General features: G+C 58.6%; 12 protein-coding genes. 10 read left to right on the forward strand and 2 right to left on the reverse strand.

Annotated elements, in window-relative coordinates; translation table 11 throughout:
- Positions 1-40: 40 nt before the first annotated feature.
- The 4 genes from ACKPCU_RS17590 (at position 41) to ACKPCU_RS17605 (ending at position 14,007) form a co-directional block, all read left to right on the forward strand.
- Positions 41-5,665: a beta strand repeat-containing protein gene (locus ACKPCU_RS17590; protein ID WP_321348701.1), complete on the forward strand. Its 5,625-nt coding sequence runs from the start codon at positions 41-43 to the stop codon at positions 5,663-5,665.
- Positions 5,666-5,743: 78 nt separating this feature from the next.
- The gene (locus tag ACKPCU_RS17595; RefSeq protein WP_321348703.1) at positions 5,744-10,741 is read left to right on the forward strand and encodes a beta strand repeat-containing protein; all 4,998 of its coding nucleotides are present in this window, start codon (positions 5,744-5,746) and stop codon (positions 10,739-10,741) included.
- Positions 10,742-11,279: 538 nt separating this feature from the next.
- Positions 11,280-11,723, forward strand: a complete 444-nt coding sequence (locus tag ACKPCU_RS17600; protein WP_321348705.1) for a MarR family winged helix-turn-helix transcriptional regulator — start codon at positions 11,280-11,282, stop codon at positions 11,721-11,723.
- Complete coding sequence (locus tag ACKPCU_RS17605; protein WP_321348707.1) at positions 11,716-14,007, forward strand: excinuclease ABC subunit UvrA; 2,292 nt, start codon at positions 11,716-11,718, stop codon at positions 14,005-14,007. Before ACKPCU_RS17600 ends, ACKPCU_RS17605 begins: the two co-directional genes overlap by 8 nt.
- Positions 14,008-14,119: 112 nt before the next feature.
- Here ACKPCU_RS17605 and ACKPCU_RS17610 read toward each other — a convergent pair whose 3' ends face one another.
- Positions 14,120-14,896, reverse strand: a complete 777-nt coding sequence (locus tag ACKPCU_RS17610; protein ID WP_321348709.1) for an AraC family transcriptional regulator — start codon at positions 14,894-14,896, stop codon at positions 14,120-14,122.
- A 107-nt stretch (positions 14,897-15,003) separates the two neighbouring features.
- On the opposite strand from ACKPCU_RS17610, the gene ACKPCU_RS17615 reads away from it, so the two are divergent.
- From ACKPCU_RS17615 to ACKPCU_RS17640, 6 genes are all read left to right on the forward strand, one after another.
- Positions 15,004-16,281 (forward strand): MFS transporter, encoded by a 1,278-nt coding sequence (locus ACKPCU_RS17615; protein ID WP_321348710.1) that lies wholly within the window; start codon positions 15,004-15,006, stop codon positions 16,279-16,281.
- A 37-nt stretch (positions 16,282-16,318) separates the two neighbouring features.
- A complete protein-coding gene (locus ACKPCU_RS17620; protein WP_321348713.1) occupies positions 16,319-17,611 on the forward strand; it encodes an MgtC/SapB family protein in 1,293 nt (430 codons plus the stop codon).
- Between the two features lie 222 nt (positions 17,612-17,833).
- Complete coding sequence (locus ACKPCU_RS17625) at positions 17,834-18,685, forward strand: AraC family transcriptional regulator (protein ID WP_321348715.1); 852 nt, start codon at positions 17,834-17,836, stop codon at positions 18,683-18,685.
- A gap of 390 nt (positions 18,686-19,075) precedes the next feature.
- Positions 19,076-21,304 (forward strand): TonB-dependent siderophore receptor, encoded by a 2,229-nt coding sequence (locus tag ACKPCU_RS17630; RefSeq protein WP_321351882.1) that lies wholly within the window; start codon positions 19,076-19,078, stop codon positions 21,302-21,304.
- A 73-nt stretch (positions 21,305-21,377) separates the two neighbouring features.
- Positions 21,378-21,830: a hypothetical protein gene (locus ACKPCU_RS17635; RefSeq protein WP_321348718.1), complete on the forward strand. Its 453-nt coding sequence runs from the start codon at positions 21,378-21,380 to the stop codon at positions 21,828-21,830.
- Positions 21,811-22,212 carry a hypothetical protein gene (locus tag ACKPCU_RS17640; RefSeq protein ID WP_104738856.1) on the forward strand — a complete coding sequence of 134 codons (402 nt, stop codon included), beginning with the start codon at positions 21,811-21,813 and terminating at the stop codon, positions 22,210-22,212. Before ACKPCU_RS17635 ends, ACKPCU_RS17640 begins: the two co-directional genes overlap by 20 nt.
- Positions 22,213-22,561: 349 nt before the next feature.
- Here ACKPCU_RS17640 and guaA read toward each other — a convergent pair whose 3' ends face one another.
- Entirely contained in the window at positions 22,562-24,142 is a 1,581-nt protein-coding gene (gene guaA / locus ACKPCU_RS17645; protein ID WP_104738858.1) for a glutamine-hydrolyzing GMP synthase, read from the reverse strand.
- Positions 24,143-24,162: the final 20 nt, after the last annotated feature.

The raw sequence follows: 24,162 nt of genomic DNA on the forward strand, positions 1-24,162 counted from the left end.
GCCCTTCGCAACGGCGTACTGAGTAATTAAGGGACCGTATATGAACCGCACAGCCAGAACCCCCAACTTCGCCCCCACCGCCCTCGCGGTCGCCATCAGCCTGATCTCGGTCAGCCTGCACGCCGCTGATCTACCCACCGGCGGCAACATCGTCGGCGGTTCCGGCAGCATCAGTCAGGATGGCAACAGCCTGAACGTGCAGCAGAACAGCGACAAGCTGATCACCAATTGGGACAGCTTCGACATTGGTGCGGGTAATACGGTCAACTTCTACCAGCCGGGCAGCAACTCGGTGGCGCTGAATCGCGTGATTGGTGAAGACGCCTCGGCGATCTACGGTAACCTCAATGCCAACGGCAAGGTCTTTCTGGTCAACCCCAACGGTGTGTTGTTTGGCGAGGGTGCCGCGGTCAACGTCGGTGCGCTGGTGGCCTCGACCCTGAGTTTGTCTGATCAGGACTTTAACGACGGCAATTACCAGTTCAGCGGTGACGGCAATAACGCCGCCGTGATCAACCGTGGCAGCATCACTGCCGACGGCGGCGCGGTCGCCCTGCTGGGTGGGCAAGTCAGAAACCACGGCATTATCCAGGCGAATCAGGGCACCGTGGCGCTGGCGGCTGGCGACAAAATCACCCTGGACTTTGCCGGTGACGGCCTGCTGAACGTTACCGTGGATGAAGGCACCCTGAATGCACTGGTGGAGAACCACCAACTGGTTCGTGCCAACGGCGGTCATGTGGTGATGACCGCCAGCGCCACCAACGCGCTGCTGCAAACCGTGGTCAACAACACCGGCATCATCGAAGCACAAACCCTGGACAACCAGAGCGGCACCATTGTGCTCAAGGGCGGCTTTAACGGCGGCACGGTCAATGTCGCCGGCACACTGGATGCGTCAGCGCCGGACAGCGGCGACGGCGGCTTTATCGACACCTCCGGCGCCCACGTCAAAATCGCTGGCGGCACCCAGGTCACTACCAAGGCCAACAACGGCAGCACCGGCGAATGGCTGATCGACCCGACCGATTTTTACATTACTGACAGCAGCGACCCGCAAACCGACAGCGGCATTGGTGCTGCCACCCTCAGCGCCAATCTGGAAGACAGCAACATTACGCTGGCGACCATTGAAGCGGGAACCGACGCTGGCGATATACACGTCGATGCCGCTGTGAGCTGGAATGCGAACACCACACTAAGCCTGAGCGCTGACAACAATATCCTGATCAATGCGCCCATCACCGTGGAGAACAGTGGCGGCGGCGTTGCCCTGAATTATGGTGGCAGTCATTATCAGATGAATGCGCCGATCAGTTTTACTGCCGGCAGCGGCGGCGCGTTCAGTGTAAATGGCCAGAATTTCACCCTGATCCACTCCATCGCTCAACTGCAGAACATAAACACAGCGCTCGATGGCCATTACGCTTTGGCAACCAACATTGACGCCAGTGAGACCCGGAACTGGAACAGCGGCAAAGGCTTTAACCCTATTGGGTACTACGACACCTTCACCCCTTCCGGATCGGAACCCGTTTTTACCGGAACGATGAACGGCCTCGGCCATACCATCAACAACCTGACCATCAACCGCGCTGATGAAAGTCAGGTTGGCCTGTTTCGAACTACGGGCAGCGACAGTGTTATCCGCAGCATTGGGCTAGTCGACGCCAATGTAGCCGGAGCCTTTGCTGTCGGTGGGCTGGTAGGTCAAAACAAAGGTGAGATCATCCAGAGCTATGTTTCTGGCACGGTCTCAGGCACGGTACTAGCCGACGGGCAGCCAGCCGACAATATTCAAGCGGCCTTATCAGGTATGAACGTCGGCGGGCTGGCGGGCATCAACAATGGCAGCATCACCCAAAGCCATGCCACCAGCTCGGTCAATGGTGCATCCTTGGTTGGTGGGCTAGTCGGTTACAACACTTACAAAATCAGCCAAAGCTACGCCACTGGCATGGTCAATGGAAAAAACCAAGTCGGCGGACTAGTGGGCTACACCAATGGCACCGTCGCCCAGAGCTATGCCACCGGCATGGTCAGCGGGATAGACCAAGTTGGTGGCCTAGCGGGCTATCTAGGCTTCACCAGCAAGATTTCCCAGAGCTACGCTACCGGTGCGGTCACCGGCGTGAACGACGTAGGTGGGCTAGTGGGAGGCAACAGCAACCTGAGAGACCTCACTAACAATACCACCAGCGAGATAGAAGAAATCAAAGACGTTGGTGGCAACATTACTCAGAGCTACGCTACCGGCACCGTTACAGGGGAAAACAACGTCGGCGGGCTTGTGGGCTTCAATGATGGTACCTCTTCCCAGAACTATGCTACCGGCATGGTCATAGGCAAAAAAAACGTGGGTGGCCTAGCAGGCGTAAACGCTAGATCCAGTCCATACGAGTACAACATTAGCATTTCCCAAAGCTATGCCACCGGCTCGGTCACGAGTGATAGTTTCATCGGCGGACTGGTGGGTTACAACAAAGTCAACGCTACCATCAGCCGAAGCTATGCCAGCGGCCTGATCAATGGCAAAGCCGAAACTAACCTGGCCTCGGGTATTCTGCTTGGGCTGGACGACTATAGCGCCATGAAGACACCTGCCGAGCTTCAACAGCTCGACACCTTTGCTGGTTGGGATATTAATGCTGAGGGCGGCACCGATAGCGTCTGGCGTCTCTATGAAGGGCATACCGCACCTCTGCTGCGCAGTTTTCTGACAGCCCTTGAAGTCAGTACTCAAGACACCACAGTGACCTACAACGGCAGCGAGCAAAGTGGCAGTTGGAGCGCCAATACGCCCTATGACGCCGCGTTGGTCCTAGGGAATCCCACCGGCGGTAAAAACGCGGGCACCTATGCTCTCGACCTGAGCGGTCTGTACTCCGGTCAGCAGGGCTACGACCTGATCACCACAGGTAGCGGCACCCTGACCATTAACAAGGCCCAAGCCACTGTCACCGCCAACAGCAACACCACCACCTATAACGGCACCGAGCAGAGCATCAGCGGCTTTACCGTGGATGGGTTGGTCAACGGCGAAGATCAAAGCGTACTTAGCGACGTCACTACCAGCGGTGGCAAAGGCACCAATGCCGGTAGCTATACGCTGACCGCCAGCGGCAGCGATGGCAACTACGAACTGAGCTTCGTCGACGGCACCCTGACCATCAACAAGGCCCAGGCCACCGTCACCGCCAACAGCGGCACCACCACCTATAACGGTAGCGAGCAGAGCGTCAGTGGCTTTACTGTTGACGGGCTAGTCAACGGAGAAGATCAAAGCGTACTTAGCGGGGTCACTACCAGCGGCGGTAAGGGCACCAACGCCGGCAGCTACACGCTGACCGCCAGCGGCAGTGACGGCAACTACGAGCTGACCTTTGTCGACGGCACCCTGACCATCAACAAGGCCCAAGCCACTGTCACCGCCAACAGCAACACCACCACCTATAACGGCACCGAGCAGAGCATCAGCGGCTTTACCGTGGATGGGTTGGTCAACGGCGAAGATCAAAGCGTACTTAGCGACGTCACTACCAGCGGTGGCAAAGGCACCAATGCCGGTAGCTATACGCTGACCGCCAGCGGCAGCGATGGCAACTACGAGCTGACCTTCGTCGACGGCACCCTGACCATTAACAAGGCCCAGGCCACCGTCACCGCCAACAGCGGCACCACCACCTATAACGGTAGCGAGCAAAGCGTTAGCGGTTTTACTGTTGATGGCTTGGTCAATGGAGAAGATCAAAGCGTACTCACCGGCGTCACCACCAGCGGCGGCAAAGGCACCAATGCCGGTAGCTACACGCTGACCGCCAGCGGCAGCGATGGCAACTACGAGCTGACCTTCGTCGACGGAACCCTGACTATCAACAAAGCCCAGGCCACCGTCACCGCCAATAGCGGTACCACGACCTACAACGGCACCGAACAGAGCGTGAGCGGCTTTACTGTCGAGGGGCTGGTTAATGGTGAAAATCAAAGCGTACTGACTGGGGTGACCACCAACGGTGGCAAGGGCACCAATGCCGGCAGCTACACGCTGACCGCCAGCGGCAGCGACGGCAACTACGAGCTGAGCTTTGTCGACGGTACCCTGACCATCAACAAAGCCCAGGCCACCGTCACCGCCAACAGCGGCACCACCACCTACAACGGCACCGAACAGAGCGTGAGCGGTTTTACCGTCGAGGGGCTGGTTAACGGCGAAGATGCCAGTGTACTCAGTGGCGTTAGCACCAGCGGCGGCAAGGGCACCAATGCCGGTAGCTACACGCTGACCGCCAGCGGCAGCGACGGCAACTACGAGCTGACCTTTGTCGACGGCGCACTGACCATCAATAAGGCCCAGGCCACCGTCACCGCCAATAGCGGTACCACTACCTATAACGGTAACGAGCAGAGCGTCAGTGGCTTTACTGTCGAGGGGCTGGTCAACGGCGAGGATGCCAGTGTGCTCAGCGGCGTGACCACCAACGGCGGCAAGGGCACTAACGCTGGCAGCTACGAATTAACCGCCAGTGGCACCGACGGCAACTACGAGCTGACCTTTGTCGACGGCAAACTGACCATCAACAAGGCCCAGGCCACCGTCACCGCCAATAGCGGTACCACAACCTACAACGGCACCGAACAAAGCGTCAGCGGTTTTACCGTCGAGGGGCTGGTTAACGACGAAGATGCCAGTGTACTCACCGGCGTCACCACCAGCGGCGGCAAGGGCACCAACGCCGGTAGCTACACGCTGACTGCCAGCGGCGCCGATGGTAACTACGAACTGACCTTCGTCGACGGAACCCTGACTATCAACAAAGCCCAGGCCACCGTCACCGCCAACAGCGGCACCACCACCTACAACGGCACCGAACAGAGCGTGAGCGGCTTTACTGTCGAGGGGCTGGTTAATGGTGAAAATCAAAGCGTACTGACTGGGGTGACCACCAACGGTGGCAAGGGCACCAATGCGGGCAGCTACACGCTGACCGCCAGCGGCAGCGATGGCAACTACGAGCTGACCTTTGTCGACGGCAAACTGACCATCAACAAGGCCCTGGCCACCGTCACCGCCAACAGCGGTACCACCACCTATAACGGTACCGAGCAAAGCATCAGCGGCTTTACTGTCGACGGGTTGGTCAACGGCGAGGATGCCAGTGTGCTCACCGGTGTCACTACCAGCGGCGGTAAAGGCACCAATGCCGGTAGCTACACGCTGGCTGCCAGCGGCAGCGACGGCAACTACGAGCTGACCTTTTTCGACGGCACCCTGACTATCGACCGCAAGACCATCACCGCCGACGTCCGCGCTCTGGACAAACTGTTCGACGGCTCCTTCGCAGCAACCCTCGAAGGCGTGTTGAACGGCACCATCAGCGGCGATGACGTTGCGCTGCAGCTAAGCGGCCTGTTCACCAGCCTCACCCCGGGCGAGAACCGTGTACTGGTTGAGGCGGCACTGACCGGCGCTGACGCGGGCAACTACCGGTTGATTGCCCCCAGCGAGGTCATTGCCAGACTGCTGGGCTTTGTTCAGAGCGCTGATTACCTGGCAGCCATGGACAGTCAGCGACCACAACCACCCCAGTTGAACGAACCGGGCGATGAGGAATATCAGCAAGAAGTCGACGACGATGCCCTGCATCTGCCAATGGCCAGCCGCTAAACCTGCCTGACTTTTATAACTTACTGAATAGCGCCGCTGCACCTCGCAGCGGACGGTTAAACACCAAAGGTGCTTCACATGATCCGTTCGGCCAACCAACCTCGTTTTGCCCCCACCGCCCTCGCGGTCGCCATCAGCCTGATCTCGGTCAGTCTGCACGCCGCAGAGCTACCCACCGGCGGCAATATCGTCGGCGGCTCCGGCAGCATCAGTCAGGATGGCAACAGCCTGAACGTGCAGCAGAACAGCGACAAGCTGATCACCAATTGGGACAGCTTCGATATTGGTGCGGGTAATACGGTCAACTTCTACCAGCCGGGCAGCAACTCGGTAGCGCTGAATCGCGTGATTGGTGAAGACGCCTCGGCGATCTACGGCAACCTCAACGCCAACGGCAAGGTCTTTCTGGTCAACCCCAACGGCGTACTGTTCGGCGAGGGTGCCGCGGTCAACGTCGGTGCGCTGGTGGCCTCAACCCTGAGCCTGTCTGACCAGGACTTTAACGACGGCAATTACCAGTTTCAGGGTGACGGCAACAACGCCGCAGTGATCAACCACGGCAGCCTCAATGCCGAGCAGGGCGCAGTCGCCCTGCTGGGTGGACAAGTCAGTAACCACGGCATTATCCAAGCCAATCAGGGCACGGTGGCGCTGGCGGCTGGCGACAAAATCACCCTGGACTTTGCCGGTGATGGCCTGCTGAACGTGACCGTGGATGAAGGCACCCTGAATGCACTGGTGGAGAACCACCAGCTGGTTCGCGCCAACGGCGGCCAAGTCATCATGACCGCCAACGCCACCAACGCCCTGCTGCAAACCGTGGTCAACAACACCGGCATCGTCGAAGCACAAACCCTGGACAACCAGAGCGGCACCATTGTGCTCAAGGGTGGTTTTAGCGGCGGCACCGTCAATGTCGCCGGCACGCTGGATGCCTCTGCCCCGGACAGCGGCGACGGCGGCTTTATCGACACCTCCGGCGCCCACGTCAAAATCGCCGGTGGCACCCAGGTCACTACCAAGGCCAACAACGGCAGCACCGGCGAATGGCTGATCGACCCGACCGACTTCACCATCAACGCCGGCAGCGACGCCCTGACCGACAGCGGCATTGGTGCTGCTACCCTCAGCGCCAATCTGGAAGACAGCAACATCAGACTGGCGACTGTCGATGGCGGTACAGAAAACGGCGATATCTACGTTGATGCCGCCGTTACCTGGAATGCCGACACCACGCTGACGCTGAACGCTCATAACGACATCAACATCAACGCCGCCATCACCGCCCAAGGTGCAAACGGCAAAGTCGCCTTGCAATACGGCCAAGCCACTACCGATGGCGGCACGGCGGACTACCACATCAACGCCCCCATCAATCTGCAAAGCGGCAACAACTTCACCACCCAAAAAGGCTCGACCGGCAGTGTAATCAACTACATCGTGGTCAACGATGCTGCAGCGCTGCAAGCCATGAACAGCGACTTGGCTGCCAACTACGCTGTGGGCAGTAATATTGACCTGGGCAGTATCAGCAATTGGCAGCCAGTGGGTGGGAGTGATCGATTCACAGGCACGTTCAACGGCCTGGGCCACACCCTAAGCAACCTCACCATCGACCGCAGTAGTACGGATTTTGTTGGCTTGTTCGGAGCTACCGCCAGCGGCAGCGTGATCCGCGATATTGGCCTAGTGGGTGGCAGCATCTCCGGCCGTGCCCATGTCGGCGGGCTGGTGGGAGTCAACTCAGGCATCATCAGCAACGCCTATGCCACCGGCAGCGTTAAGGGCAGTATTAATCAAGTCGGCGGGCTGGTCGGATTCAACCAATCGGGAACCATTAACAACGCCTATGCCACCGGCAGCGTTGAGGGCTATGCAAGAATCGGCGGGCTGGTCGGATTCAACCAATCGGGAACCATCAGCAACGTCTATGCCACCGGCAGTGTTAAGGGCGGTGACAGAGTCGGCGGGCTGGCCGGAGACAACGAAGCGGGAACAATCACCAACGCTTATGCCACCGGCAGCGTTAAGGGCTTTGGCAACGTCGGAGGGCTGGTTGGAAGCAATAAAGATGGCGGCACCGTCACCAACAGCTACTGGAACACCGAAACCAGCGGCCAGGCCAGTGCGGTAGGTGACGGCAGCGGTGACGGCACCCCCGGCCTCACCACCGCGCAGATGTTCGATGCCGCCAACTTCAGCGGTTTCGATTTTGCCGGCACCTGGGCCAATGCCGACAATCAGACCACCCCCTACCTGCGCGCGCTGGCCGGCAACCGGGTATTCAACAAAAACGACCTGCCCACCGGCACCATCGACGCCACCAACCGCCCGGCGCACTATACCGTGATCCAGAACGTCGAGCAGCTGCAGGCCATGCGCAACAATCTCGCGGCTAACTACCTGTTGGGCAATCATATCGACGCCTCCGCTACCCCAAGCTGGAATGGCGGCGCGGGGTTTGTACCCATTGGAAACAAAGCCAACCGCTATACCGGCAGCTTTGACGGCCTGGGCCATGTTATCAATGGCCTCACCATCAACCGCAGTGGTGAGGACTACATTGGTTTGTTCGGCCGCACCGACGGCGACAGCGTGATCCGCGATATTGGTCTGGTGGGTGGCAGCGTTGTGGGCGGTAGTTACGTCGGCGGGCTGGCTGGATACCACTATGGAAACATCAGCAACGCCTATGCCACCGGCAGCGTTGAGGGCGGTAGTTACGTCGGCGGGCTGGTCGGATTCAACCAATCGGGAACCATGAGCAACGCCTATGCCACCGGCAGCGTTGTGGGCAGTCAAGAAGTCGGCGGGCTGATCGGAAGTAACTACTTCGGATACATCAACAACGCCTATGCCACCGGCAGCGTTGAGGGCGGTAGTTACGTCGGCGGGCTGGTCGGATTCAACCAATCGGGAACCATGAGCAACGCCTATGCCACCGGCAGCGTTGTGGGCAGTCAAGAAGTCGGCGGGCTGATCGGAAGTAACTACTTCGGATACATCAACAACGCCTATGCCACCGGCAGCGTTGAGGGCGGTAGTTACGTCGGCGGGCTGGCTGGAATCAACATATCCGGCAGCTTCATTGACAGCTACTGGAACACCGACACCAGCGGTCAAACCAGCGCGGTGAGTAACGGCATCTCCACCGGCACCACCGGCCTGACCAGCGCGCAGATGATGAATACCGACAGCTTTACTGGCTGGGATATAGATGTCCAAGGCGGCACGGGCACCATCTGGCGTATCTACGAAGGCTATACCGCCCCGCTGCTGCGCCGTTTTTTGACCGCCCTTGAAGTCACCGGCGACAGCGCCACCACCTACAACGGCACTGACCAGTCCGGCACCTGGAGTGCCGTCGGCGCGTACGATGCTGATCACATCTTTGGCCAAGCCAGCGGCGGTGGACGCAACGCGGGCAGCTATGCCGTAGATATTAGCGGTTTGTACTCCGATCAACAGGGCTACGACCTGATCACCACCAACGGCACCCTGACCATCAGCAAGGCCCAGGCCACCGTCACCGCCAACAGCGGCAGTACCACCTATAACGGCACCGAGCAGAGCGTCAGCGGCTTTACTGTCGACGGATTGGTCAACGGCGAAGAGGCTAGTGTACTCACTGGCGTCACCACCAGCGGCGGTAAAGGCACCAACGCCGGTAGCTACACGCTGACTGCCAGCGGCAGCGACGGCAACTACGAGCTGACCTTTGTCGACGGCACCCTCACCATCAACAAGGCCCAGGCCACCGTCACTGCCAACAGCGGTACCACGACCTACAACGGCACCGAGCAAAGCGTCAGCGGCTTTACTGTCGATGGGCTGGTTAACGGCGAGGATGCCAGTGTGCTCACCGGCGTGACCACCAGCGGCGGCAAGGGCACCAACGCCGGCACCTACACGCTGACTGCCAGCGGCAGCGACGGCAACTACGAGCTGACCTTTGTCGACGGCGCACTGACCATCAACAAAGCCCAAGCCACGGTCACCGCCAATAGCGGCACTACTACCTACAACGGTACCGAGCAGAGTGTTGATGGCTTTACCGCCGATGGCCTAGTTAACGGCGAGGATGCCAGTGTGCTCAGCGGTGTCACCACCAGCGGTGGCAAAGGCACCAACGCGGGTAGCTACACCCTGACTGCAAGCGGCTCTGATGGCAATTACGAGCTGAGCTTTGTCGACGGCAAACTGACCATCAATAAGGCGCAAGCCAGGGTCACCGCCAATAGCGGTACCACGACCTACAACGGTACTGAACAAAGCGTCAGCGGCTTTACTGTCGATGGCCTAGTTAACGGCGAAGATCAAAGCGTACTCACCGGCGTCACCACCAGCGGTGGTAAAGGCACCAACGCCGGCAGCTACACGCTGACCGCCAGTGGCACCGACGGCAACTACGAGCTGACCTTTGTCGACGGCACCCTGACCATCGAGCGCAAGGGCATCACCGGCAACATCAGCGCCGACGGCAAGACCTACGACGGCAGCACCTACGCCAATACCCACGGCACCCTGGACGGCGTAATCAGCGGCGATGATCTGCAGTTCAACACCACCGGCGCCTTTGCCAACAAGACCGCCGGCGATGGCAAACAGGTTGACGTCAGCGGTTCGCTCGGTGGCGGCGATGCCGGCAACTATGTGCTCACCACCAACAGCAGCACCACGGCCAACATCGACCGCAAGACCATCACCGCCGACGTCCACGCCCTGGACAAGCTGTTCGACAGCTCGCTCGCGGCGACCCTCGAAGGCGTGCTCAACGGCACCATCAGCGGTGATGACGTTGCGCTGCAGCTCAGCGGTCTGTTCGCCAGCCTCACCCCGGGCGAGAACCGCGTGCTGGTGGATGCCTCACTGACCGGTGCTGACGCAGGCAACTATCGGTTGATTGCCCCCAGCGAGGTCATCGCCAGCCTGCTGGGCTTTGCCCAGACCGATGACGTCCAGTCGGCCGTCGTTAGTCAGCCGCCTCAACCACGGCGGTTGAGTGCACCGGGTGAAGCTGACTACCTGCTCAGTATCGACGACGATGCCCTGCGCCTGACAGCCTCCGGACAGTAAACGGCAAGGGTATCGGCCCGATTACGGGCCGATACCCTTGGTTGCCACAACCGCAGCGCACCATTTACAACTCAGTTGGCCCCTGTTGCTGACGCAAATCGCTCCGTTATTGCAGAACCATTGCGCAGAAAAAGGCGGTCCCCTCTTCTCCAAACACGGTTCGACCACTACCCACATATCCCCACACACTTTCATGGCCATCGCCGCGAGGGCTGACAAGCCAGTCGATAGCCTTGCGGTTAATGTGATTCCGCGCGAAGCATACCCGCCGCTTGTTGCGATGCTCTTAGCGAAACCCGCGGCCGTTTGTACATCGGACTTATGATGCAACCCGGCCTAGTAGATGAGGATGCCTACGCCAACGAGGCTGGAATGCCCAGACGGGGCGACAACCCTAACCAAAAAAGCAGTCTTGCAGCGAACAGTCAATTGCGCGCCTAAATATCAACTTCGGCAATCATTTCCCCCAATAAACCGGGTTGATTGGCGGAAAAAATCAAAATATGATTTCCAAAAGGAAACCATAAAGAACTCAAGCATGAACCCTGAAAAAACTTCAGAGATAGAAAGCGCCCTGTCACTTCTGCAATGCGAGCTGGTCGCTCGCCGCAACCGCTATACACCGGAAGCCATAACCTGGGCTCAATATGATGTTCTGGAAATACTGCGTGTTAACGGGGCGTTACGTCCGTCTGTCATTAGCAAGCGTCTCGGGATTTCTCGAACCCAACTCTCCAAGGCGCTGCGTGTGCTCAAGGATTTAGCACTGGTGGAGCAGATGGCAGACGACACTGACCGTCGCGCCCAGGCGACGCGGTTAAGCGAGCAGGGAGTAGCTTTCATGAAGCGGGCAGCCATGCAGCGGCAGGGTGCGGCACAGTTGGTCGCCTCAGTCATGACGAGTGGAGAGCAGGCTATCTTCGCCGAACTCTGCCGCAAAGCAGTCAGCGGATTGCAAATGGAGGATATTGGGCATGACTGAACGGCCCATTCGTGTGGTGCGAGCCAGAACCAATAACCTGAAGAATGTGACCCTCGACATCCCGACACATCAGATTGTCGCCTTTACCGGTCTCTCGGGCTCAGGCAAATCCTCGCTGCTGTTCGATACGATCGCCGCAGAATCCCAGCGGCAACTGGCTGAAACGTATTCAACCTTCGTCCGCAACCGTCTTCCTCACTTTGGCCAGCCGGATGTTGATCGTATCGAGAACGTACCGGCTTCGATCGTGATCGACCAACGCAGGCTGGGTGGCAATGCCCGTTCAACCGTCGGCACTGTGACCGAAATTTACGCGCTGCTGCGCCTGCTCTTTTCGCGCATAGGGAAACCTCACATCGGCGAATCCAGCCTGTTCTCGTTCAACACCCCCCATGGCATGTGTCCACAGTGTCAGGGGTTGGGAACGGTTCGAACGATAGACGAGAATGCCTTGTTTGATCGCACGCGCTCGCTGGACGACGGCGCGATTCGCTTCCCTGGATTCGAACCCTCTTCGTGGCGCTGGAAGCGCTATGCCCTCTCAGGTTTCTTTGATACGACCAAGCCGCTTGAGCGTTATACCGATGAGCAATGGCAGCGCCTGACCATTGAAGAAGGCACGCCAGTAACAGCGCCTAAACCGGGTTGGCCAAAAACAACGACGTATGAGGGGGTGTTACCCCGCCTGCGCCGTTCATTTCTGGAACGCGAAGACAGCGAACTTTCAACGGTAGAACGCGAGGCACTGGCGCGCGTGACAATAAGCGGCCCCTGCCCCGCCTGCAAGGGCGGTCGCCTTAATCCGACAGTGCTTGCCTGTCGGATCGGGGAGCACAACATCGCCGACTGCGCCGCGATGGAGGCAAGCGACTTACTGGATTTTGTAAGTGGCATCAGCGAACCGGAAATGCAGCCAGTTCTGTCGTCGATGACAGAGAAGCTGGCCAGCATGATCGATATCGGCCTCGATTATCTCAGCCTGGACCGAGGAACCTCGGGCTTGTCAGGCGGCGAATCACAGCGAATAAAGATGGTGCGCCACCTTGGTAGCAGCCTGGCCGGGATCGCTTATATCTTCGATGAACCCAGTGTCGGATTGCACGCACGTGACGTTAAGCACTTGGGGGAGCTGCTTATACGCTTGCGGGACAAAGGCAACAGCGTCCTTTTGGTTGAGCACGACCCTGACCTGATATGCATCGTAGATCAGGTGATCGACATGGGGCCACAGGCTGGCCAATCAGGCGGGGAAGTTGTCTACCAAGGCACGGTGGCAGGGCTGCGAGACGCAGAAACAGCAACTGGGCGGGGCTTTCGCAAGCAGCATCGGATCAATATGACGCCCCGCACCCCATCAGGCTGGATCAACATCAGACACCAATCCATGTTTAACGTACAGGATCTGTCTACCGACATCCCGCTGGGGGCCATAACCGTTGTCGCTGGCGTCGCGGGTTCCGGCAAGTCGACGCTCACAAACCGAATTTTACCGGTGCTTCGCCCCGATGTGGTTGTGATCGACCAGACGGAGCTTCGTGGTTCATCCCGCTCGACGCCAGCCAGCTACCTGGGCGCACTAGGCGAGATTCGCCGCGTCTTCGCCCGCCAGAGCGGCAAACCTGTTGGCTTGTTTAGCAACAACGCTGCCGGGGCATGCCCGACTTGTAAAGGTCGCGGTGTAGTACGCACTGATCTGGCCTTTCTGGACACCGTTGAATCGGTGTGCGACGTGTGCGGCGGCTCGGGTTATAACGCTGAGGCCCGTGCTATTCGGGCCAAAGGGTACCCCATCGATCAGGTTATGCGCATGCGTGCGCCCGATGTTCGACGGCTGTTTGATGGCAACCCAGAGATCAGGGAAACGATGGCACGAATGGAGCAGGTGGGGTTGGGATACCTGCAGATAGGACAGCGCCTTTCGACCTTGTCAGGGGGGGAGCGGCAGCGGCTGAAGCTGGCAAAGGAACTGGGGCTCAGTGGCCAGATATACGTATTTGATGAGCCCACATCGGGTCTTCACACCCAAGACATAGAGCGCCTGATACAGCTATTCGGCACCCTCGTCGAGCAAGGGATCACACTCATCATCGTCGAACACAATCTGGATATGATCGCAGCCGCTGACCATGTCATTGAAATGGGGCCGGGCGCAGGGAAATACGGTGGCCACATCATTTATCAGGGGGGACCTGCAGGTCTGCAGACAGAACCAAAATCCGTGATCGGCCCGTTTCTTTGTGCGTATTTAAAAAACCAGCCCTCACACTCCGTCTGCCTTGCCTGACTTGTGAATAGTGGTTTGTAAGCGCCAGCGCCTTGGGCTAGCGCTTACAAACCTGTTTGGCCATTCATGCGCACCTGTTGCTGTAAGGACGCTTACGCTGCATTGCAGGCGCTCATCTGCTGCTCCCTTCCCTGAGCAGGTAACGTCTCGGGGTTTCACCCGTCATCTGCCGAAAGAACGCGATAAAGGCGCTGTCGCTGGCAAAGCCAAGTTCAGATGCCACAAGGCTGATACTCAAGCCCGAAACGAGCAGATCCACTGCCCGCAAGAGGCGCCAATTTTGCCGCCAGACCTGATAGCTCATGCCGGTCTCACGACGAAAGATACGGGAGATTGTCCGCGCGGTTGCACCAACCTTGTGTGACAGTGCCTCCAATTCGGGTGGAAGCACTTCACTATCCAGCTGTGCCAAACGCGGGTCGGATGGGACCCTCAGCAACATGGGTTCATGTCGTGCCGTCGCCAATTCATCAAGGCAAACCGCCAGCAAATTGCGCGCAGCTCCCTGTGACCAGTCCGTATCGAAAGGCTGGAGGCTAATCCGCTCGAACACCTCTCGCAGCAGAGGCGTCATCGCCAAGATGGTTACCCCGTCGAGGGGCGAAGCGATCCGCGTCTCGTCGAGATAGATTGAGCGATAGTCCACCTCACTGCGGATCGTGACCTGATGCGGGATACCCGACGGGATCCATGCAACTCGGATCGGCGGCAGAATTGAGGTTGCGTTGGGCAGATTGATCCGGATCGAACCGGCGACGGCGAACAGAAGCTGACCGCGTCCATGGCGATGCCAGCCCGAGTCGTGTTGTACGAGACGTGAAGCGATGCCCACGACTGGTTGAGCCTGTTGCTCAGCATTGAAGTGGTCCGAGGGGAACAACCAGGCCATGGATTATCCAGCGTGTCCGACTTTGAATATTTATTGTCATTATCCTTGTAATCCCCGCACCGTCTACTCCCTAAAGTACCGGACACACACAGCATCCGGGCTCTATCATGCTTCGTCGTCCCCCTCTTGTACTCGTCATTTTACTGCTGAGCTTCCCTCAGGTCGTAGAAACCATTTACAGCCCGGCGCTGCCGCAGATTGTAGTCAGCTATCGCATCACCCCCGAGGAGGCAGCGCAACCCCTCTCACTCTGGTTTGTTGCTTTCGCTTTCGGCGTCGTCAGTTGGGGCCGACTTTGCGATATTGTCGGCCGCCGCCCCGCGCTGCTTGCCGGGTTGGTGTGCTACACCCTTGGTTGCGGGTGGGCGATGTTGGCCGACAGTTTTGCACAGCTTCTGATCGCCCGATTCATCTCGGCTTTCGGGGCGGCGGCAGGTTCAATCGTCACGCAGACGTCGTTGCGCGACAGCTATCGTGGCGCTGGTCTTGCCCGCGTGTTCTCCCTTCTCGGCATGGCACTGGCGGTCAGTCCAGCCATCGGCATGTTGCTCGGCCAGGTGCTGGCGTTTCACGCGGGCCTTCAAGGCGTGTTCGCCGGCCTGGCTCTGCTGGCTATCGCCCTGGTTAGCTTGAGCGCTGTCTTCTGGCCCGAAACCCGGCCGCACAATGTTCAGCCCGCACACTTTCAGCAAACGCTGCGCGACATGCTGAAAGACCCGACAATCTGGAGCAGTGCTGCGCTGATCGCGCTCTTCAACCTCGCCATGTTTGGCTACTACCAACTTGGCCCATTCCTTTTTGAGCAGTTAGACAGCCATTGGCTTGGCTTCGGAGAAAGCGGCCTTGTTCTTGCTGCCGCCTCGCTTCTTGGTGCATTCACAAATTCGCTGCTGTTGCGGCGTGGTAGCAGCGCCAGACAACTGATCACCCTTGGCGTTCTGTTGCTGGCCATTGGCGCGGTCCTCACGTACGTGCTTTCGTTCAGCCCGGCCTTTCTGATCGGCATGGCCGTTATTGCCCTGGGCTACGCCATGGCCATCCCAAATATTCTTGCCGGTGCGTTGAGGAACTACGCCAACCGGCTTGGCACCGCAGGTGCCATTCTGAGCATGCTCTACTATGTGCTCCTCGGACTAGGCCTGGTCATGGCCGGCCTGGGCCAGCGGTTGGATATTCTGCTCCTGACATGCAGCATGCTCACAGCGCTTACGCTTGGCCTGGATCGGCTCATGCTCAAAGTATTTTCCAATGGATATGATCGAGGCCCGTTACGATCAATGCCAGGCGATTCAAAGCCCTTACTCGGGCATCGTCATGCGGGCCGCACTCTGCAACCGGGCAATAGCTGCAGCGACCGGGTAGTTGCGTGCTGCCGAAAGGATTAGTCTGTCGCTAGACAGCTAGCCATGACAACGGGATGAGATGAACGGGATCGTAAACGATTTTCTGCTGAGTAATCAGCAGGCTCTGCACTTGGGGATAGCCCTGCTGCTGGGTGCCGTGATCGGCATTCAGCGGGGCTGGCAGGCACGCAACAGAAAGGCGGGCGAGCGCATTGCCGGCGTTCGCACCTTTGCCCTGGTGGGACTGTTTGGGGGCATCAGCGCCTTGCTGGCAGAGGAGATAACCATCTGGGTGCTGCCGGCAGCGATACTGTCACTGACTGCCATTACCCTGGTGGCCTTCAGTCATCAGGCGCGTCAGCAAAACACCTTCAGCATCACCAACCTGATTTGCCTGCTGCTGACCTTCAGTTACGGCGCAGTGACGATTGCCATCTCACCCGCGCTGGCGGCGGCCGCCGCCGTCATCACCGCAATCATTCTCGACAATCGCGAGGAGATTCACGGCCTGCTCAACCGCCTGCAGGAAAAAGAGCTGGATGCCGGCCTGAAACTGCTGCTGATTACCGTGGTTATGTTGCCACTGCTGCCCAACAGAGGCTTCGGGCCTGGCGAAGCGCTGAATCCGTACAACATCTGGATCATGGTGGTGCTGATCGCCATGATCTCGTTCATCGGCTACTTTGCCGTCCGTGTTGCAGGGACTGCCAAAGGTATTCTGTTCACCAGCCTGTTTGCCGGACTCAGCTCTTCCACCGCGCTGACCCTGCACTATGCCAAGGCGTCACGTTCGGCCGACGAGCTGAGCCCGCAGTTGGCTGCAGGCATTCTCATTGCCTGTGGCACCATGTTCCCGCGCATTCTGGTGTATTGCACGCTGCTGAATCAGGCACTGCTGCCCGTTCTGCTGGGGCCGGTACTGATCACCGTACTGTTTATTTATATCCCAGCCCTGCTGATCTGGTATCAGCATCGAGACACACTCACCACGGAGCAGCCCACACTTAACAAGAACCCGCTGGATCTCAGTTCGGCGCTGATGTTCGGCGCGCTATTGACGGCGATTCTGCTGCTAGCCGAACTACTCACGCAATGGCTGGGCGACAAGGGCGTACTGATGTTGTCGGTGGTATCCGGCCTTGTAGATGTGGACGCGATCACCCTGGCCATCGCCCGCTTGTCTCTGGGTTCACTGGATCAGGAAACCGCGGTCATCGCCATACTGCTGGCGGCCCTCAGTAACAGCCTGATCAAGGCAGCGATGGCACTGATATTCGGCACCCGCAGCCTGGGACTCAGGGTGGCCATTCCCATGGTCATCGCCGTCGGCGCAGGGGTACTGGCCGCCTGGCTGCAGGCAGTCATGAGCTGAGGCGTGGAGCTAACAGCGCTCCTGGCGGGCATGGCCCGTTCAACTTGCTGGCTACGGCGTTATGCGCGAGCAAAAGAAAACCCCTAGCGTCGAGCGCAAAAATGACCAGCATGGTCAAGCGACCTCAACGGCAGTATGGCTAGACGGTATTGAACAAGTTGATCATACTATTTTCCATTTAGGCCAAACTCCCATCTTCCGTCCGAGGTGCTACGAGACACCATGTCGAGCATTGCAATCACCGATGTGACGGTGCCAAGGGACATCGACAGCGTCTCGCGACCGGTGGTGGCCCTGAGTGCCACATCGGTAACAAATGACTGGGAAAACGCGAAGCACCAACACCGCAAGGCGCAGTTGATCTACTCCCTACGCGGCATCCTCAATTGCGAAATTGAAGACGGCGTCTGGATCGTGCCGCCGCAATGCGCCATATGGATACCGGGAGACTTACCGCATGCGGCGCGAGGGGCAGGTGAAACGGAATGTTATTGCCTGTTCGTCGAGCCAGACGCCGCACCAGACCTTCCGAAAACCTGTTGCACCATTTCGGTATCGCCACTGCTACGTGAGTTGCTGGTGAAAGTGGCCGGCTTTCCTGAGCTTTACGCACTGGGCGGACGGGAAGACCGTTTGATTGCCACATTGCTCGATGAGTTGGCGGCAGCGCCGGTGGAAGACCTGCATCTGCCCATGCCGCGCGACCCACGACTGCGCAACCTCGTAGAAATGATGCTGGCCGATCCCTCGGACAAGACCGCCAAGGCCGATTGGGCTATCCGCATAGGCATGAGCGAGCGAAGCATGAGCCGGCTTCTGCTGCATGAGATAGGCATGAGCTTCGGGCGCTGGCGTCGGCAGCTGCATGTGATTCTTGCGCTTCAACGTTTGACCAAGGGTGAAAGCGTGCAAACGGTAGCTTTGGAACTGGGATACGAAAACGCCAGCGGGTTCGTCACCATGTTCCGCAAGGCGGTGGGCAAGCCTCCGGCACGCTATCTCTCGGATCGTATGGGCGGCGCGGAGCTTGCTTCGGTGCCCGGCATCATGCTCCCCGATGACGTCTCGCCCTGATCGCACTTTGCAGTGCTAGCTCGAAAACGTCGTCCCCCTCCCGGCGTTAATCATCTTTCCTTAGGCTGGCGATGTCGCCGGCATGTCGCACAGCTCTGTTGATGGTAAAGGCCGACTCCGCGTCGGGAACCAAGCCCGCCTCGGCAGCCTGCAACTGCCAACATTAACGGAGCGCTTGGCCAGAGCGCAGCAAACCACCATTAGGCGGCGTGTGCTCACGCTGAGAAAAAGCCGCCGAGCAAGACTCTCCAAGCATCCTATTCACTACAGCCACGTCGGCGAACAGCGTTGCGATTGGCCTAAATGAATAACAATCTGGCCTGATTTCGCCATGACGCCTCTTTGCCTTCATTGTTAAATACGGCATTCAAATGCAAATGAGTATTATTGATGTCGAAACTAACAACCACCAGGAGCGCGCCCCGCACCCTGCTCGGCTCAGCTATTGCGGCAGCAGTTTTCATTGGCGCGCAGGGCGCAAACGCCGCTGAGCCAACGCAGATCCAAACCAAAACCGGGGCAGCTCAGGGAGAAATAGCCTTGCCGGCTATTGCCGTAACCGGCCAGAGTGATAGAGCAACCACCGAAGATACCGGTTCCTACACCACGGGCGAGACGGCCGCTGCGACGCACCTGCCGCTGTCCCTGCGGGAAACCCCGCAGGCGGTAACGGTGATCACCCGCCAGCGCATGGATGATCAGCAGTTGAATTCGGTGCAGGAAGTGCTGGAGAACACCACGGGCGTCGAGTCCTACCAGTCCGACAGCGAGCGCACGAGTTTCTATTCCCGTGGTTTCTTAATCAACAACATTCAGTACGACGGCATCCCCACCGTAGTCGGCAACATCGTCAACGGGAGCGGAATCGGCTCTCTCGATACGGCGTTCTATGACCGTGTCGAAGTAGTACGCGGCGGCTCCGGCCTGCTGACGGGTACCGGTAATCCCTCAGCCGCTATCAATCTGGTGCGCAAACGGCCGACCCGTGACTTCTCGGCAGCGGCTTCGCTTGGTGCTGGGAGTTGGGACAACTACCGGAGCATGGGCGACATCTCGACGCCATTGACCGATGACGGCCGCATCCGTGCGCGGTTGGTGGGCACGTACCAGGATGGACACTCGTATCTCGACGGCTACAAACCCAAGAGGCAGTCGTTCTACGGCATCATCGAAGCAGACCTAACCTCAGATACAACGGTGAGCCTCGGCTACGACTACCAGGACATCACACCGAAGGGCTCCACCTGGGGCGGTTTGCCGCTCTGGTTCAGCGACGGTACACAGGCAGAGTATTCACGCTCCAAGAACTATGCACAGGACTGGAGCTATTGGGACAACACCCTCAAGACAGCGTTTGCCGAGATTGAGCACCGTTTCGCCAATGGCTGGGAGCTTCGGGCCGTGGCGAATCAGTACCGTACCGAATACGATGCCGAACTGCTCGGTCTGGTCGGTCGTCCCGACCGCGCTACCGGGCTGGGCACCTATCCCAACGGGGCCTACCCGGTCGCACTGGCGTCCGAGGGCCACAGCCGTCAAAACACCTTCGACGTCATGGCCAGCGGCCCCTTCAAGCTACTGGGTCGACAGCACGAACTGGTGGTGGGGGCGACAAGTTCGCGCCGCAAGGCCAGCCAGGCGGATATCGCCCCGTTCTACGCAGGCCTTGTGCCGATCAATGTTTATGAACTAAGCCCAGCGTTTCCGCGCCCGAACTTCGATGCCATGCCGTCGATACCAACCAGCACCCGAATCAAGCAAAACGGAGTCTATAGCGCAGCCCGATTCTCGCTGGCTGAGCCTCTGAAACTCATAATCGGCGCCCGCGTCAGCAGCTACGAAATCGACGACGTCGCCGGCAGCTCGTCGTTGCACTACAAAAAGAGCAGTGAGTTCACCCCGTATGCCGGCTTGGTTTACGACATCGACAGGATCTATTCGCTCTACGTGAGCTACACAAGGATATTCAATCCGCAAACCGACTATCGCGACAGCAGCGGCAACGTGCTCACACCGACAAAGGGAAAGACCACGGAAATTGGCCTCAAAGGGGCCTATATGGAAGGGCGTCTGAATGCGTCGGTTGCCTTATTCGAGACCGAGCTGGACAACGCAGCACAGATGGTTGCAGGAACCTATACACCAGCCGGTGCACAGGCTTACCAGGGCACCGATGGGACGAAATCGCGCGGTATTGAGCTGGATGTTCAGGGTGAGCTGGCGCGCGGCTGGAATATCTACGCCGGTATCGCCCATTTCACGGCACAAGATGGCGATGGCGCCCGTCTGAACGCGCAGCTACCGCGCACCACCGCTCAGCTTTTCAACACCTATCAGTTGCCCGGACAGTGGAGCAAGTTGACGCTGGGCGCAGGCGTCCAATGGCAAAGCCGCTTCTACAAGGCCGCCAATACAGGCACTAGCACCTTGGGCGGAGAACAGGATTCTTATGCCATAGCGTCACTAATGGGGCGTTACGCGATCACCGATCAGACCAACGTGGCGGTCAACGTCAACAACGTTTTCGACAAGGAGTACGCATTGCAGAAGGGCGATTACGACACCGTGGGTTACGGCGCACCACGCAATGTGATGGTGACGCTGAACTACAGGTATTGATTTGCTCTCAGGCGAACATTTCAGCACAGGGAAAACCTCTGCCGTACAACCATCAACCATGGAGAAAGCGCTTATGCCCCTTCAGCCCCCAGCACCAAACCTGGCCACGAACACCTCAAGCAAGGTCGCCTTGTTCTGGCTAACGACAGCCGTAGGTGCCGTGCTGTTTGTCACCTTCCAGTTGTTCTTTTACATAAACGATTATGTGAGAGCACAAGGAGCAACACCGGCGATTACGTTTGACCCCGGAGTACTGTGGGTTTTTCCCGCGTTCTACGGGTGCTGGATCGTCACTATGCTGCTCGCACTGATCGGAACCCAAAAGTCTCACTGGGCGACGTTCATTCTCGGCAGCCTGCTTGTGGCGCTGAATACCCTCGGGGGAATCTCCGACGGAATGCGTGACGGCTGGTACGTTGCCTTTTCGGCCGTATTCTTCATTACATTGCCGGGCGTGTTCGCCATTGCCGCCACCTGGCGTCACATCAAAGAAACAGGAAACGACCATGACGATGAACAGCTCTGACTTCCCGTTGGTCTGGATGAATCTTACGCAAGAACCCGGACATGATCACCAGAAGGACTTCGAAGAGTTCGAGGCGAATTTGCGGCGCGGCGAGCCCTTCGTCATCTTGAGCGACACCGCACCCGCTGAAGACCACGAGCACTCACCGGAAGACAAGAAGCGCACTGCACTCTGGATGAAAAAGCACAAGGCTGAATTACGCAGGCTGGTTCTGGCCATGATTCTAGTCGAACCCAGCTCGGCAAAACGTCTTGGTTTCAAGGCCTTTGCTACCGTATTTGCCAAGTTCTGGGGCTACCCACTTATTCTTGCAAGATCACATGAGCAGGCAATAGAGATGGCCAAAGAGCTGCTTTCACGTAATGCAACGCCATCCCCATGACCGCTCACAAACGGCGCTTCTCACGCGGCTTGTCCAGCGCCTGAGACTTGCCCGAACAGACACCTCTTTAGCACTGGCCCGCTTTTCACCGGCGGGCCCGCGAAGTGGCAGGAAAGCCGCAAAAACCAGCTTTCCCGAGGAGACCTGCTTCGCGATATCACTGTTAGCTGCAATTAAAACGTAATGCTGCACGATCTTTCGCACTCTCAGCCCTGATTACCGACCTGTAGCACGCCAACATGCGCTGTACGGGGGACTTGTGGCGCTGGAATAGCGCGCATCAACAGATGTGCTGAAACAAAAAAGGCGCCCGATTGGGCACCTTCTTCTGACAACGAGCGAGGTGGAATCACTCCCACTCGATGGTCGCCGGCGGCTTGCTTGAGACGTCGTAGGTGACGCGGGAGATGCCTTCGATTTCGTTGATGATGCGGTTGGAGACCTTCTCCAGCAGCTCGTACGGCAGGTGAGCCCAGCGAGCGGTCATGAAGTCGATGGTTTCTACCGCACGCAGGGCAACCACCCAGGCGTAGCGACGGCCATCACCTACCACACCAACCGACTTGACCGGCTGGAACACGACGAAGGCCTGGCTGGTCTTGTGGTACCAGTCGAAGTTGTGCAGCTCCTGAATAAAGATGTGATCCGCCAGACGCAGCAGGTCAGCGTACTCCTTCTTCACTTCACCGAGGATGCGCACACCCAGCCCCGGACCCGGGAACGGGTGACGGTAGACCATGTCGTAGGGCAGCCCCAGTTCCAGACCGATCTTGCGGACCTCGTCCTTGAACAGTTCGCGCAACGGCTCGACCAGTTCAAAAGCCATGTCGTCCGGCAGGCCGCCGACGTTGTGGTGCGACTTGATCACGTGGGCCTTGCCAGTCTTGGCGCCAGCCGACTCGATCACGTCCGGGTAGATGGTGCCCTGGGCGAGGAACTTCACATCCTGCAGCTTGGTCGCTTCGGTGTCGAAAACCTCGATAAAGGTGCGGCCGATGATCTTACGCTTCTCTTCCGGATCGGCGACACCGGCCAGACGGCCGAGGAACAGGTCTTCGGCATCAACACGGATGACCTTGACGCCCATGTTTTCGGCAAACATGGCCATGACCTGATCGCCTTCCTGATGGCGCAGCAGACCGTTGTCGACAAAGACACAGGTCAGCTGATCACCAATCGCCTTGTGCAGCAGTGCTGCAACCACTGAGGAATCAACGCCGCCAGACAGGCCCAGTAGCACCTTGGAGTCGCCAACCTGTGCACGCACCGTGGCGATGGCATCTTCAACGATGTTGGCCGGCGTCCACAGCGCTTCACAGCCGCAGATCTCGAGCACGAAGCGCGACAGAATGCGGCCGCCCTGCTTGGTGTGGGTCACTTCCGGGTGGAACTGCACACCGTAGTAGCCGCGCTCGTCGTCGGCCATTGCAGCGATCGGGCAGCTCGGGGTGCTGGCCAGTACGTGGAAGCCTTCAGGAATCGTGGTGACCTTGTCGCCGTGGCTCATCCAGACATCCAGACCAAACACACCGTCGGCGTCGACGTGGTCTTCAATACCATCGAGCAGGCGACCCTTGCCGACCACATCGACACGGGCATAACCGAATTCGCGAACATTCGACCCTTCGACCTTGCCGCCCAACTGCTCGGACATGGTCTGCATGCCGTAGCAGATGCCAAACAGCGGGACATTCAGGTCGAATACGGCCTGCGGCGCGCGCGGGCTGTCAGCTGCGTGAACCGACTCCGGACCACCGGCAAGGATGATACCGCGCGGCGCAAAGGCGTTGATGTCCTCGGCACTCATGTCCCAGGGGTGGATCTCGCAGTAAACACCGATCTCACGTACCCGACGGGCGATGAGCTGGGTGTACTGGGAACCGAAGTCCAGAATCAGGATGCGGTGCGCATGGATATCTTGCAGGGACATGGAATTTCCTCAGAGAAAGT

The sequence above is a fragment of the Halopseudomonas oceani genome (assembly GCF_963677335.1).
In the GTDB taxonomy this organism is placed as follows: domain Bacteria; phylum Pseudomonadota; class Gammaproteobacteria; order Pseudomonadales; family Pseudomonadaceae; genus Halopseudomonas; species Halopseudomonas oceani.